This window comes from Vibrio sp. D3 (genome assembly GCF_043995865.1).
Taxonomy (GTDB): domain Bacteria; phylum Pseudomonadota; class Gammaproteobacteria; order Enterobacterales; family Vibrionaceae; genus Vibrio; species Vibrio diabolicus.
Genome location: NZ_CP171886.1, coordinates 1,203,564 through 1,216,076, shown reverse-complemented (window position 1 = coordinate 1,216,076; position 12,513 = coordinate 1,203,564). Strand labels below are relative to the sequence as shown.

General features: G+C 44.4%; 15 protein-coding genes. 6 read left to right on the top strand and 9 right to left on the bottom strand.

Annotated elements, in window-relative coordinates:
- Positions 1-174: 174 nt before the first annotated feature.
- Positions 175-594 carry a VOC family protein gene (locus tag ACHFJ9_RS05360; RefSeq protein WP_025793617.1) on the top strand — a complete coding sequence of 140 codons (420 nt, stop codon included), beginning with the start codon at positions 175-177 and terminating at the stop codon, positions 592-594.
- 77 nt (positions 595-671) lie between these two features.
- Here the strand turns inward: ACHFJ9_RS05360 and ACHFJ9_RS05355 are convergent, their stop codons facing one another.
- Together ACHFJ9_RS05355 and ACHFJ9_RS05350 are read right to left on the bottom strand one after the other, a co-directional pair.
- Positions 672-1,211, bottom strand: a complete 540-nt coding sequence (locus ACHFJ9_RS05355) for a CAP domain-containing protein (RefSeq protein ID WP_395354103.1) — start codon at positions 1,209-1,211, stop codon at positions 672-674.
- 127 nt (positions 1,212-1,338) lie between these two features.
- Positions 1,339-2,295 carry a LysR family transcriptional regulator gene (locus tag ACHFJ9_RS05350; RefSeq protein WP_395354101.1) on the bottom strand — a complete coding sequence of 319 codons (957 nt, stop codon included), beginning with the start codon at positions 2,293-2,295 and terminating at the stop codon, positions 1,339-1,341.
- A 125-nt stretch (positions 2,296-2,420) separates the two neighbouring features.
- Between ACHFJ9_RS05350 and ACHFJ9_RS05345 the strand changes: the two genes are divergently transcribed.
- The 3 genes from ACHFJ9_RS05345 to ACHFJ9_RS05335 all read left to right on the top strand — a co-directional run bounded on the left by ACHFJ9_RS05345 (position 2,421) and on the right by ACHFJ9_RS05335 (position 4,540).
- Positions 2,421-3,107 (top strand): DJ-1/PfpI family protein, encoded by a 687-nt coding sequence (locus ACHFJ9_RS05345; protein WP_114322697.1) that lies wholly within the window; start codon positions 2,421-2,423, stop codon positions 3,105-3,107.
- An 83-nt stretch (positions 3,108-3,190) separates the two neighbouring features.
- Complete coding sequence (locus ACHFJ9_RS05340; protein WP_395354099.1) at positions 3,191-3,676, top strand: sigma-70 family RNA polymerase sigma factor; 486 nt, start codon at positions 3,191-3,193, stop codon at positions 3,674-3,676.
- 168 nt (positions 3,677-3,844) lie between these two features.
- Entirely contained in the window at positions 3,845-4,540 is a 696-nt protein-coding gene (locus ACHFJ9_RS05335) for a VC0807 family protein (protein WP_046875662.1), read from the top strand.
- Between the two features lie 73 nt (positions 4,541-4,613).
- Here ACHFJ9_RS05335 and ACHFJ9_RS05330 read toward each other — a convergent pair whose 3' ends face one another.
- Positions 4,614-5,606, bottom strand: a complete 993-nt coding sequence (locus tag ACHFJ9_RS05330) for a zinc-dependent alcohol dehydrogenase family protein (protein WP_395354096.1) — start codon at positions 5,604-5,606, stop codon at positions 4,614-4,616.
- Between the two features lie 88 nt (positions 5,607-5,694).
- On the bottom strand, positions 5,695-6,510 hold the full coding sequence (locus ACHFJ9_RS05325; RefSeq protein ID WP_301640660.1) for a helix-turn-helix transcriptional regulator: 816 nt from the start codon (positions 6,508-6,510) through the stop codon (positions 5,695-5,697).
- 111 nt (positions 6,511-6,621) lie between these two features.
- On the opposite strand from ACHFJ9_RS05325, the gene ACHFJ9_RS05320 reads away from it, so the two are divergent.
- Positions 6,622-7,314, top strand: a complete 693-nt coding sequence (locus tag ACHFJ9_RS05320) for an MOSC domain-containing protein (protein WP_074190294.1) — start codon at positions 6,622-6,624, stop codon at positions 7,312-7,314.
- A 48-nt stretch (positions 7,315-7,362) separates the two neighbouring features.
- Here the strand turns inward: ACHFJ9_RS05320 and ACHFJ9_RS05315 are convergent, their stop codons facing one another.
- The 4 genes from ACHFJ9_RS05315 to ACHFJ9_RS05300 all read right to left on the bottom strand — a co-directional run bounded on the left by ACHFJ9_RS05315 (position 7,363) and on the right by ACHFJ9_RS05300 (position 9,682).
- Positions 7,363-7,863 carry a cupin domain-containing protein gene (locus tag ACHFJ9_RS05315; protein ID WP_167427836.1) on the bottom strand — a complete coding sequence of 167 codons (501 nt, stop codon included), beginning with the start codon at positions 7,861-7,863 and terminating at the stop codon, positions 7,363-7,365.
- Positions 7,864-7,905: 42 nt separating this feature from the next.
- Positions 7,906-8,622: a carboxymuconolactone decarboxylase family protein gene (locus ACHFJ9_RS05310; RefSeq protein ID WP_395354093.1), complete on the bottom strand. Its 717-nt coding sequence runs from the start codon at positions 8,620-8,622 to the stop codon at positions 7,906-7,908.
- A 106-nt stretch (positions 8,623-8,728) separates the two neighbouring features.
- Positions 8,729-9,082, bottom strand: coding sequence for a cyclophilin-like fold protein (locus ACHFJ9_RS05305; protein WP_238991538.1), 354 nt, complete (start codon positions 9,080-9,082; stop codon positions 8,729-8,731).
- Between the two features lie 150 nt (positions 9,083-9,232).
- The gene (locus ACHFJ9_RS05300; RefSeq protein ID WP_081442386.1) at positions 9,233-9,682 is read right to left on the bottom strand and encodes a cupin domain-containing protein; all 450 of its coding nucleotides are present in this window, start codon (positions 9,680-9,682) and stop codon (positions 9,233-9,235) included.
- A gap of 436 nt (positions 9,683-10,118) precedes the next feature.
- On the opposite strand from ACHFJ9_RS05300, the gene ACHFJ9_RS05295 reads away from it, so the two are divergent.
- On the top strand, positions 10,119-11,042 hold the full coding sequence (locus ACHFJ9_RS05295) for an AraC family transcriptional regulator (protein WP_301640655.1): 924 nt from the start codon (positions 10,119-10,121) through the stop codon (positions 11,040-11,042).
- A 130-nt stretch (positions 11,043-11,172) separates the two neighbouring features.
- Here the strand turns inward: ACHFJ9_RS05295 and ACHFJ9_RS05290 are convergent, their stop codons facing one another.
- Positions 11,173-12,174, bottom strand: coding sequence for an arginine deiminase-related protein (locus ACHFJ9_RS05290; RefSeq protein WP_065645214.1), 1,002 nt, complete (start codon positions 12,172-12,174; stop codon positions 11,173-11,175).
- Positions 12,175-12,513: the final 339 nt, after the last annotated feature.

The window sequence follows — 12,513 nt, the reverse complement described above, 5'->3', positions numbered from 1 at the left end:
TTGCAAGCACCTAACCCAACTCGCAGATTCAAGTACCACCCCACCGAATCTCTCCATGTATCAAGATCCAAAGATATCAACCCTAAAAAATTTTAAAAAAGCTCTTTACCTCGACTTAACTTGAGGTTTTAGCATGTTCATCGTTGGCTAGGAAATGACAAAAAGGAACGCATCATGATCCAACTAGAACATATTAATTTAGTCGTGAAAAACATCCCTGAAATGCTGAAGTTTTATCAAACTGCATTTCCACATTGGTACGTGCGTGATGAGGGGAAAGGCGAATGGAGTGGCAAGCCAAGAAACTGGCTACATTTTGGCGACGAGTATCAATACATTGCCATGAGTGATCACGGTGAAGGAGAGAACCGCGAGTTGGGCGGCCACCAAGTAGGGCTAGCGCATTTTGCTTATGTGACCAACAACGTCGATGCCATCATAAAAAGACTGACCGATGCAGGTTATCCGATTGCCCAACCTGGGGCTGATGAGCCATATCGCAAGAATGTGTATTTTGTTGACCCTGCAGGTTTTGAGATCGAATTTGTTGAATACCTGACGGATGATCCAAAACTTCGTAACCTGACAAGCTAAAAGAGACGTAAATAATAAAACGCCAGCAGATGGTGACTACTGGCGTTTTAGTTTATCTATCAGGTTTCTTTATCGCATTAGCGCTGTTTGGCAAAAACCTGAGTCCAGTAATACCCGTAGCTTGCAGAGTGATTTTCGACAAGCGACGCGCCCATCTGATCAAAATCCGCACTCATGATATTGAGGCAGTGACCTTCGCTCGATAACCAAGCATTAACGACGGCGTTGATGGAACTTTGCCCTACGGCGACATTCTCACCAATGGTGCTCCAAGCATAGCCCGTTGCGTTGACTCGATCTGACATATTGCTGCCGTCAGAGCCTGTATGACTCATGAAATCGCTGTTCGCGATGTCGCTTGAGTGGCGATAAGCGGCGCTTTCCAAATCGTAGCTCCAAGTCAGGGCCCCAACAGGTGGCATGGTGGTTGCGCCACACTGTTGTGTAGTAGAGCGAGCGCTGTTGACCGCTTCGAGCATCTGCTCGGCAAATGTGCCTTGTGACGATGTGGAACCTGTGTTTTGAGAGCCGTTTTCTACAGGTGCTGACGACTCCCCATCGCCGCCACATGCGCTGAGAAGTAGGGCCAAAGCAGGCACTAAGATCTTAGTTGGCATTGTCTTTCCTTTATGAGTGACGAAGAGCAAACTGCGCTTGTCGATAATAACGTCCAATAACCTAACAAAAACCCATAAAAGCACCATATGGCTTGGAGTGTTTTAACCAAAGACTCACATGAAGTTTTCAATCGCCTTGGTTCGGTTGGTAAATCGGCAACGTTTCAGCCCACGTATGGAATGGCGTTTCATCCATCTCCTGTATTGCTTGAGTGATAAAATCGATGAACACCCTCACTCGGGCGGGCACATATTCCCGGTTGGCATAGAGAAGATACACGCCATTTCCTGCTTGGCGCATACTCGGAAATATCGGCACTAAACGCCCCGCTTTGAGCCAGTCTCTCGCGATAAAATGAGGAATCTGAGTTAACCCTAAACCTTCTGCGCAAAGCTCTGCCATGGATTCGCCGTCATTTACAATAAAATTTCTCTCGGGGTTATACTCACTTGCACCGTCTGATTCTGGCATCCGAATCGGCAACAGTTTCCCCGTTTGTTTAAAACGAAAACGAACCCAAGAATGGTCATTGAATGCGTCTGGGCCACTCGGAACACCATGCCGTGTTAAGTAATCCTGACTGCCACAAATAATAAAATCGATAGGACTCAGCTGACGCACAATCAACTGGCTGTCCTGAACGACACCAGATCTAATCGACACATCAATCCCTTGCTCAATAATATCAACGTAGGCGTCATCGTAATGAATATCGATAGTGATGCTGGGGTAGCGGCGACAAAACTCTTTTAATAAAGGGCGAATGTAAAGGCGACCGTAGGAGACTGGCACGTTAATCTTAAGCAGCCCTGAAAGCGCATCATTGTGGCTTTTCAATGAATCCTCACACGCCGTCAGTTCGTCCAGTACAAACCTAGCGGTATTTGCGTATCGACGACCGGCTTCTGTCAGACGGATCTGTCGCGTAGAACGCTGGAAAAGCTGTATTCCCAAGTCGCTTTCAAGACGATGGATGGCCTTACTCACCGTAGAAGGGTCTGTGCCATACGCTTTGGCGGCCGCAGCAAAACTGCCACCTTCTAAAGTGGCAATAAAAAATCGTAGGGACCGTATCTTATCCATAAAACTCGTGCATTCCATTCGTGAACTTTATTCACTTTAGTAAAGACAAAGTGGCTCTTCAATCACCAATCAGCCCAAATATAATGAATCTCAATAACTTGATGCTCTGTTAGCGAGGAAAAACAATGGGTAAAAATGGATTAAAGAATGCACTACAACTATTGATAGCGACCTTAGTCCTATTCTTTGGGGTGCTTCAAACGGCACATGCGACGGATAAACGCATTGGCATTCTAGTTTACGACGGCGTACTGACCTCTGATGTTACTGCGCCTTTAGAGGTCTTTGGCGTTGCAAGTCGTCTGACTTGGTTTAGCGATTATGAAGTAGTCACTATTTCCGTCTCTGAACAGAAAACCATCACCACTGAAGAGGGATTAAAAATTGGTGTGGATGCTTGGATTGGCGATCAGCCGGAACTCGACGTGCTGGTTTTAACATCCAGCTACGACATGGATGCGCTAATCGAAAACAAGGATCTCATTCACTTTATTCAAACCACATCAAAGGCGGCAGATTGGATGGCAAGTAATTGCTCTGGTGCGTATCTATTGGCCGAGGCTGGCCTGTTAAACGGTAAGAAAGCGACGACATGGGCAGGAGGTGAAAACGGATTACAAAAAGACTATCCAGCAGTTGATGTACAGGTCGACCAGAATTTTGTTGTTGATGAGGGTGTCATCACCTCAAACGGCAGCCTAGTTAGCTATCAAGCCGCCCTTAAATTGCTGCATCTCATGACTTCAGAATCTAAAGCTCAAGAAGTCGCAGACGCCCTTCAATACTCACGTTTTTCTACCCAGCCATTTTAAGCGGGCAAGGACGAAACCGCAGGTAACCTTTGAGCTTCAGAGGTTACCTTGCTACTCAGCTCTACACTTCTGATCTTAATGCTATGGAAAAACACAAACGATACGAAGCACTGACGAAGGAGCGATACCAAGATATCTATCGTCTCGCATATTGGCTGTGCAAAGATCACCACCTTGCTGAAGATTTGGCGCAAGAAACCTTTCTGAAAGCGTGGCGATTCTTTGATAACTTAAATGATCCCAATGCCGCGAAGCCTTGGCTCATCACCATTTTGCGTCGTGAGAATGCTCGGCGCTTTGATAAAAAGCAGTACGATTTTGTCGATATTGATGAGTGTGTAATACAGGCAAAAAACTACCCTGGCAGTGACCACGACATGGCACAAGATTGGCTTCAAAAACAAATGATGATTCTCGAACCCAAATACCGAGAGCCATTGGTCTTAAAACTCGTAGTCGGGTTTAATCATAATGAAATTGCTCAAGTCTTAGAGCTTAATCACAACACCGTGGCGACTCGATTATTCAGAGCACGCAATCAGATCATTTCGCAGAGGGAGAGCGATTAAGACACAAAAAAAGTAGTCAATCATGTCAACTAACTGGCTATGCTCCGGTCTATTTCATAAGTCGTTACACAACTCGGCGCTTTAACGCTTTACATCAAGCGCGACTAGATGAACACTTCTCGTCAAAGTACAATAACAGCCGACATAGAGTAGAGTCAGTAAAACATTATGAGTAACACGACGGCGAAAAAGCCGAATCCCCTATTCGAGATTCTTTTTAACGTATTCATCCCTTCCTTTATCTTGATGAAGTTTAGCGGCGATGAACACCTAGGAACAGCAATGGCGCTGGTTGTCGCTTTGCTATTTCCTATCATTTACGGCGGTATGGACCTTGTCCGGAACAAGAAATTTAACTTTATTTCTGCACTTGGCTTTATCAGTGTTTTATTAACTGGCGGCATTGGCTTGTTAGAGCTCGATACACGTTGGTTAGCCTTGAAAGAAGCCCTGATCCCTGGCCTGATCGGTTTAGCGGTTTTGGGCTCAACGTTTACCCGCTACCCACTGATGCAGAAGTTAGTACTGAATGACACGGTATTGAATTTATCGCTGATTAACGAACGCTTGAAAGAGAACGGTCAATCAGAGGCATTTGAACGTTGTCTAATGTCATCAAACTATCTGTTTGCGAGTACTTTTGCGTTCTCATCCGCGATGAACTACTTCCTTGCGACTTGGATCGTGACCAGTCCTTCGGGCACGGCTGCCTTTAATGAAGAGTTGGGTAAGATGACGCTTTACAGCTACCCGATGATTGCAATTCCAAGCATGTTAATGATGTTCGGTATTTTTTATTATATTTGGCGTCAAGTACGTACGATGACATCGCTCGAGACAGAGCAAATTTTCCATCTAAAATAGTCCCATCATTACAAATAACCCATCAAAAAAGGGAGGATTTTATCCTCCCTTTTCTCAACAGACTCACTGTAATTCATAGCGTCAAAATGATTTTTCCTGACACCGCCGATGAGCGTTGCTCAACCATTTCAATCGCAGTTTGAAAATCCTCTAGCGGCAGCTCAGACGCTACATTTAACTTTATATCGTTGGCAATAAAATGGTCTAACATTTCAGCGAATACCGCCTTTCTCACGCTTTTACCTACCGATTCTTCCCAATACCGCAAAAAGAAGGGGCTAAAGTCGATGTTGTTGGTCTTCATCGATTCAAAAAACGCAGGCGTATAAGGCGCTAACGACAACGTTCCGTAGTTGATGTATTGGCCATTTTCTTTCAAGGTACGAATGAGATACGTGCCAGCCTCACCACCTATCGCATCCAAAGCGGCCGTTGGTTGTGGCAGTTTGCGCGTTTGCAGTTGCGCGTGTAAGTCTTGCTTCGCGTCCAACACTGGAATCGTATCGTACGGATACTCGTCTGGCTTTGAAGTGACAGCAATCAGTGTAAAACCCAGTGAATGGGCGAGCTGGGCAAATATCTTACCGATCGCCGAACCCGCCGCATTGATGATCACCACATCGTCTTTGCTTAGCTTGGTCACTTTAGTGATGATAACCCACGCGGTTAGAGCGTTGATGTACAACTGGCAGGCATAGCCGTTATCCAAACTTTCAGGTAGCGGAAAAAGATTCTCAGGCGAAGCATCTATGTAGTATTGCCAAGTACCACTCATCGCCACCAACACTTTTTGCCCAACTTGAAGGCCAGTTTGATCAACAGCACTGACTTCCACCACACGCCCAACCGCTTCAAATCCGGGCACGCGAGGTGGTACGTGAACGCGACGGTATTGCCCAACACCATGAATAGAAAGCAAGTCACTTGGGTTAATATTTGTAGCTTCGAGCCTCACCCGAACCTTGCTCTGAGCAAGCGGTTTGAGGGGCTCTTTTTCCAACGACAGCGACGTTTTGGGTTGACCAAAACAGAATTGATTCACTCGAGTATTTATCGTTGGTGCCATTGTTATTCATACCATGCAATTGAAATTCACAAAGAAAGTTTCGTAACTTCTACTCAAAAGCATTAAGTGAAGTCGAAACTCTGTATTTCTACCTGCGCGATGCGCCGTTCACTCTAAACTGTTGTGGCGTCATATCAAAATAGGCTTTAAATGCTTTGATGTAGGATGAGTCGTTTTGATAACCCACTAGGTCTGCAATGGCTTGGATTGGCAACGATTCATCTAACAAAGAAAGCGAGTAAATTAGCCGAATTTGTTGCCGCCAAAGCAGAAATGAAGTGTTGAATTCCTTGGCGAACAACCGTGATAAAGTGCGCTCAGACGCCCCAATTTTCTCCCCCCACTCTTTTAGCGAACAGCTCAACGCCGGCTCGTCGGTCAACTGCTCGAAAATCAGTTTTAATCGTCTATCTTGTGGCAGCAACAACTGAAATGTCTGCACGTTGCTTTTCAAAATTTGATCATGCAACACCGCCAGCAAATGCAGCACTTCTTCATGGCTTGCCTCATTTTCACACTGCCTGCGAATCTCTTGTAAAAGCTCATTTAAAAACGGCGTTAGAGCAATGGTTCTCACTTGTTGCTCGTACGTTGCGCCAAACTCAGGGTTGAGGTAAATGCCAACAAATATCGTGTTGCTTAGAGCAATCGACTCGTGTTGAACACCCGCAGGAACAAATAACGCAGAGGTGTGTGGAACCAAATGCTGGTAATGCTCCGTTTGCGTTTGCAATAACCCTTTAATAGGAAAGATGATTTGATGCCAAGTGTGTTGATGCAGCGCATCAATGTAACCTTTTGGCATGTCGATGGTTTTCACCAAAACAGGAGAATGGGGATTCGCGGCCATCATCTCATTGGAGGTCATGACGCCTGACTTCGAATCAATTTGGCGAGTTAGCATTGTTGATTGTCTTTTCATCCCTATTCCGACACAAGTTCACTAGGCTATCATGCTCCGCATCGCGAATGAAGATAAACACTTTATCTCTCATTCAAACAATAAGGAGGTTACATGAAGAAAATCGGCGTCGTAAAAGCTGTGCTAGCAGGGAAAACTGTCCCTTATGCTCATGGAGCGCAAAGCGCAATCAACAAACAAGTGTTGCCCGATCGCCAGCACGCAACAGAGCTTGGTTTTACCAGTGATGAGCAAGGCGATCCACGCTTTCATGGTGGCATTCAAAAAGCGCTTCATATTTACCCAAGCGAGCACTACCCAATCTGGCAACAACAATTAGGAAAAAGAACAATTTTCCAATCCGCTGGCAGCTTTGGCGAAAACATCAGCTCCGAAGGCGTAACCGAATCCACGATTTGCTTGAAAGATAAAATCCGTATCGGCTCAACACTACTGGAAGTGTCGCAAGGTCGCATGCCTTGTTGGAAGCTTAACGTACGATTTGACCAACACGACATGGCTAGGAGACTGCAAGATACGCTTCGAACAGGCTGGTATTTCCGAGTGTTGGAGGAAGGCGATATCGGTGCAGGTGACGAAATTATTCTGTGTGAAAGACCTTATCCAGAATGGCCACTGGCTCGCATCATGGGCGCGGTTTTCACTGGCTGTTTAAATAGAGAAGAACTCACCCAGCTGTCTGAGCTGCCGTTAGTCGAGTCTTGGGGCAAGTTGGTCGAGCGCCGCCTAGAAACTGGCGAAGTCGAGGATTGGGAAATGCGCTTGGTTGGCCCAACAAGACAATAAAAAACGCAGAGTAAAACCTCTGCGCTCGCTATAAAAACGTGGGCTTTGTTATTGCTGTCCTGCTGCATACTGACCATCGGTAACTTGCTCTTTCCAGATAACGTTTTCACCGTCTTTTGACGCCGTAACCACTAGGTGAGTCATTGGCGCATTTGGTGTTGCACCGTGCCAATGGTCGATACCAGGCGGACACCAGACACTATCACCAGCAGCAAATCGAATTACATGCCCATCACGCGTTCCTGTAAGTGCGGTACCAGAAGTGACGATCATGTGTTGTCCTGCTGGGTGAGTATGCCAAGCGGTTCGAGCTCCTGCATCAAAAGTGACATAGGCGGCGCTGTAGTTTGCAACTTCGTTTTCAGGAAACAACATCTCGACGTTAACTTTCCCGGTAAATAGGTTTTCAGGTCCTTGAAACGATTTCTGATCAGCAGAGCGATAAACTTGCTGCGAAGATGAGTTACCATCGGCTGCTTGAGCAATTGGAAGCATAAATCCCGTCGACAACAGCACAGACCAAATAAACAATGATGATTTATTTTTCATAAACGAATTCCTTTCTAATTGATATGATTGGCCAAATAATATTTATTTTTCCAAAACTGTTTTTAGGACCGATTGAGCATTGTTAGACACACTTTCACCACAGCACTCACTTAATACAACAATAAATTCCTCTAACTCTTGAATAGAAACATTGTTATTCATACTGATATTATAGTGAGCTGCTAATTGGCTATTAACACCGTTCATATTTGCTAATACTGCAATCGTAGCAATTTCACGCTCTTTCCAAGTGAGCACATCGCGTTCAAAAATATCACCAAACAAATGTGCTTTTAGGTATTCATCAATTTGCGGAGAAAAATCGAATAGCGCGCCTTTTACTTCTGCACCAACAAGTTGTGTTTGGTTTTCAGCGCCAAATTCTAAGCTGGTTTTATCGTTAGGTAACGCGCTTGATTCTCGCCCTAAGGTATCAGTAATACCTTGGCTTTTACGTTCCTCCAACACCGTCATAAATGTTGCTAGTCCATTCAAACTGCGCGGAAATCCAGCATACGCGTACAACTGAGCTAGCACTTCTTTTATCTCGTTGACCGTTAGGCCTGCGTCTAACCCATCATTAAGGCTTTGTGTTAGTTTTTCTATTTCACCACTCGCAGTAAAAGCAGAAATAGGAATAATAGCTCGCTCTTTATCACTGAATATTTCTGATGCTGAAGCGATATTCGTTGTGCATAGCGTTGTCATAGTGAGCACCAATATTAATATTGATTTAACAGATTTGTTTAATTCTTTCATATCAAGATTCCATTATGTAACGATGTTCTAATCCATAGAAGTTCTAGAAATATATTTATTAGCGTTCTTATTTCTACATTAATAATTCACATTGTTAACTGGGTCATTAATTTACTTTTTCGATCGTGACACGGTTTGTTTCTTTCGAAATAAAGCAATGAATCCCATCATCGATTTGACCTAATTTAATTAACCCAGACGCGTAACCAAAGTCTTTATAAAAGATAACTAAATTTCCCCAAGGGGCGTAATACGAGATGTCACCCGTTTTTGATTGAGTTCCTGAAGGTGCGCCTTCGCGAGTTAACTTGTTCGGTAAGTAAGCAATTTTCTCTGTATTTGCGTAGTCTTGTAGATCTAATATAAGAGGCAATTGACGAACAAAATCGTCTGTACTCGCACTGCTCTTCAATGTGCCTAAAACACTGCAATCATCGAAAATAAAACGAATTTTCACCATATTTTCCTCCAATCCAGCACTATTAACTTCTGCGTTTACAATGCAGGGAAACATCCAGGCACTACTCACCAAAACGCATCTCACCCACTGATTGAAACGGTATGCCTGTCTCATCGAGATTCCCTTTTCTCACTGAAAACTTAGCTCGGGCTACTTTAGTTGCATGTACTCTTGATCAGAGACTGGTTCGCACCATTCATTACTTGCGCCTTCAGCCGGTATTTCTATTGCTACATGTGAGAACCAACTGTCTTTAGCTGCGCCATGCCAATGCTTAGTACCTGGCGCGATATGCACGACATCGCCAACATTCAACTCTTTTGCTGGTTGGCCAAATTCTTGATACCAACCTCGTCCTCCTGTAGCTAACAGAATCTGCCCACCTTCATGATGAATATGCCAAAAATTGCGACACCCTGGTTCAAACGTTACGTTCGCCACGATAAGACCAGGCTGATTGAGCAACGCCAGATAACTCGTACCGGTAAAGTAATCCGCATACGCTTCATTCTTTTCACCAAACTCGAAAATGCCTCGACCTTGAAATACACCGGCTTGCAGTACGTCAGGGATTTGAGTATTGCTTTTGTTATTCATCATGACTCCAAATAGTGTTCTTGAGTGCTTACAACTCACCAAACCATGGGTTCACTGTATTGCGCTTTGATAGATGACCGTTAGCCTATTCATTGCTAATACTTGCCCAATATTCCAAACCAATACAAAAGACAACCATACTTGAGACCGGTTAGAAAAAACGGAATAAAAACTCATCTATACATAAGCACTTGACTATTAAATAATAAAATTCATGACAGACAATTAACCCGCTCAAAAACCAACCAGAAAGATCACTCTCTGATCGCTTAACCTCGAAATAGACACTTGCCCAATATTCTTTACTTAAAGAAATGAACTGTTATAACTATGCTTAATGAAGTCGCTTAATTGACTCCGAAGAGGCGTTAACTACAAAGGCAGAAATCGCATGCCGTTAACCCCGAACCTGAGGCCAACCAGAGGAGAGCACTGACTTATGCAAGAGGTACCGTCAAACACTTCGTCAACCCTGGCCAGTGCAATAGAAAAGCTTGCCAAGCACATTGAGAAATGGGCAAATGGCGCGAACCAATATGACACAGAAATTCCAGGATTAAGGTTCAGTCGTTGGGCAACCCCAACACCACCGACAAGCTACACCCACAACCCAAGTATTTGCTTAATTGCTCAAGGGAGAAAGCGCGTGTTGTTGGGTGAAGATAGCTTTGTTTACGATGCGAACCACTTTTTGATCTCCTCTGTCGACTTGCCGATTATCGCCAATATCATTGAAGCCAGTGAAGATAAACCTTATTTAGGGGTGATTATGGAGCTGGATCTGACTGAAATATCTCAACTTATTGTCGATAGTGAACTGACGTTTAATCAAAGCAAAGAAGCACAAAAAGGCATAGCGGTTGGAGAGTTGTCGGAGCCATTACTTGACGCCTTTCTGCGTTTAATAGAGCTGCTGGATGAAGGACAAAGCACCAAAATTTTAGCGCCGATCATTAAGCGAGAGATTTTTTATCGACTGTTAATCACCGAACAGGGCGCTCGTCTTAATCAAATCGTGACTGCAGGAAGTCACAGCCATCAAATCGCGAAGGCCATTGATTGGTTGAAGAATAATTTCGTAAAGCCGTTAAGTGTCAGTGAGTTAGCCGCCTACAGTGGCATGAGTAAATCGGCGTTTTATACTCACTTTCGTTCTATGACATCCATGACTCCACTGCAATTTCAAAAGAAATTAAGACTCAGCGAAGCTCGGCGTTTAATGCTGACAGAAAACCTCGATGCCATGGCGACTACGTTTAAAGTGGGTTACGAAAGCCCTTCTCAATTTAGCCGTGAATACAGCCGTTTATTTGGTGCGCCACCATCCAAAGACATCAAGTCTTTGCGCGAGAGTATGGGTTAAGCTCGGAATATCCTAGGAAGAAGCTAGAAAGTGAAACCGTCAGCCTCGTACTGCCTCGAGGCTAACGGTTTTATTATTTGGGATAGAATGAACGTCACCTGCATTTGCAAGCAAAACTGCGCAATATTGTTTATAACACCGCTTGTCGACTAGGCAAAAATACCTCACCCAACATACAGCGAACCGAGCCACCACCAATAGATTCTATGGTAGAAACATCGAATGGCAGCAATTTACCGTGCGTCGCAAGTTGATTTCTTTGTGCAGGAGAGAAAGCATCGTATGCCGATTGCGACATCGCAATGACTTTGTCTCCATTGATGGTTTCCAACTGAAGAATGTTGCCGCAGAACTGGTTCATTTGCTCAATCGAAATAGAGATCACTTGCTTATCTTTGGCGAGTGATTTCAGAACAAAACGACGCTCAAATTCTGGGATCACTTCGTCACAAATCACGCAGAACTGCTCACCCACAGCCATCATCACGTTGGTATGGTAAATAGGCGCACCAGACGGCAAACGGGTTTGGAAAGAGATCACTCGTTCATAGCCAATGCGATCGGCGTAATCTTCTAAAACCAGACGATCACAACGTTGTGAAAGTGCGGCGTAGACCGTTTTATTTAAGTGGTCAAATACCATCACACCCGTGCTTTCTAAATACGCTTGCTCATCAAGATATTCAGTTAGGCTGCTACGTCGATGAACTTCTCGCCCAGCTTGCGCTAGTGCCGCCACAAGCGCATCAGGACGCACTTCTTTTTGACGGTTTTCACAGGCCATTGGAAAGGTGTACAACGTGCCATCTGGCGTAGTGCTAAACCAGTTGTTTGGAAATACCGCGTCTGGCGTCGAAACATCTGAAGCTGGATAATCAAACTCAACAACTTGAACGCCCTCTTGACGCAGCGTTGCTACCATACTCGCGAACTCGGCCATCACTCTACGCGAGACTTCTTCTTGGCTGAGTGACACTTTATGTTGGAACTCATTATCTTGTGCGGTTTCTTCATTAAAACGAAACTCTTTCGGTGGCACCATCACTACGCAGTTTGCGGTTTGGCGCTGAGCACTTTGCGTGCTTTCTTCTTTCCCATTAGCAAATTGGGTCACTGATTCGTGTAATAGCATCCAATACATTCCTTATCACTAGAATGAGGAGATTGTAAATTTATTGTTAACTTCAGTTTTGCTGTTTTCACAATTAATTTAATTACCTAGAAGTAATTTTCACTGCACTTAGCTTATTTCTCCCGAAATTTTATTGTCACTATGCAGATTTAAGGTTTTATGGCATCGCGATGAACATGCGAAGAATTCATCATAAGAATCAGAACCATAGACAACCACACCCATAACCAACTAGTTACATTTAAAACACAATCGGTTAGACTGTTTTTTCGCCCCTCTCGTCAATCCGTCTGCTTTCTCGAGGAGCAGCCAAAAACCCTTATACACGCGACTTCGTCC

Excerpts from the sequence above, each read along its gene's own strand:
- ACHFJ9_RS05360 (WP_025793617.1), top strand. The coding sequence starts at position 175 with ATGATCCAACTAGAACATATTAATTTAGTCGTGAAAAACATCCCTGAA.
- ACHFJ9_RS05355 (WP_395354103.1), bottom strand. The coding sequence starts at position 1,211 with ATGCCAACTAAGATCTTAGTGCCTGCTTTGGCCCTACTTCTCAGCGCA.
- ACHFJ9_RS05350 (WP_395354101.1), bottom strand. The coding sequence starts at position 2,295 with ATGGATAAGATACGGTCCCTACGATTTTTTATTGCCACTTTAGAAGGT.
- ACHFJ9_RS05345 (WP_114322697.1), top strand. The coding sequence starts at position 2,421 with ATGGGTAAAAATGGATTAAAGAATGCACTACAACTATTGATAGCGACC.
- ACHFJ9_RS05340 (WP_395354099.1), top strand. The coding sequence starts at position 3,191 with ATGGAAAAACACAAACGATACGAAGCACTGACGAAGGAGCGATACCAA.
- ACHFJ9_RS05335 (WP_046875662.1), top strand. The coding sequence starts at position 3,845 with ATGAGTAACACGACGGCGAAAAAGCCGAATCCCCTATTCGAGATTCTT.
- ACHFJ9_RS05330 (WP_395354096.1), bottom strand. The coding sequence starts at position 5,606 with ATGGCACCAACGATAAATACTCGAGTGAATCAATTCTGTTTTGGTCAA.
- ACHFJ9_RS05325 (WP_301640660.1), bottom strand. The coding sequence starts at position 6,510 with ATGCTAACTCGCCAAATTGATTCGAAGTCAGGCGTCATGACCTCCAAT.
- ACHFJ9_RS05320 (WP_074190294.1), top strand. The coding sequence starts at position 6,622 with ATGAAGAAAATCGGCGTCGTAAAAGCTGTGCTAGCAGGGAAAACTGTC.
- ACHFJ9_RS05315 (WP_167427836.1), bottom strand. The coding sequence starts at position 7,863 with ATGAAAAATAAATCATCATTGTTTATTTGGTCTGTGCTGTTGTCGACG.
- ACHFJ9_RS05310 (WP_395354093.1), bottom strand. The coding sequence starts at position 8,622 with ATGAAAGAATTAAACAAATCTGTTAAATCAATATTAATATTGGTGCTC.
- ACHFJ9_RS05305 (WP_238991538.1), bottom strand. The coding sequence starts at position 9,082 with ATGGTGAAAATTCGTTTTATTTTCGATGATTGCAGTGTTTTAGGCACA.
- ACHFJ9_RS05300 (WP_081442386.1), bottom strand. The coding sequence starts at position 9,682 with ATGATGAATAACAAAAGCAATACTCAAATCCCTGACGTACTGCAAGCC.
- ACHFJ9_RS05295 (WP_301640655.1), top strand. The coding sequence starts at position 10,119 with ATGCAAGAGGTACCGTCAAACACTTCGTCAACCCTGGCCAGTGCAATA.
- ACHFJ9_RS05290 (WP_065645214.1), bottom strand. The coding sequence starts at position 12,174 with ATGCTATTACACGAATCAGTGACCCAATTTGCTAATGGGAAAGAAGAA.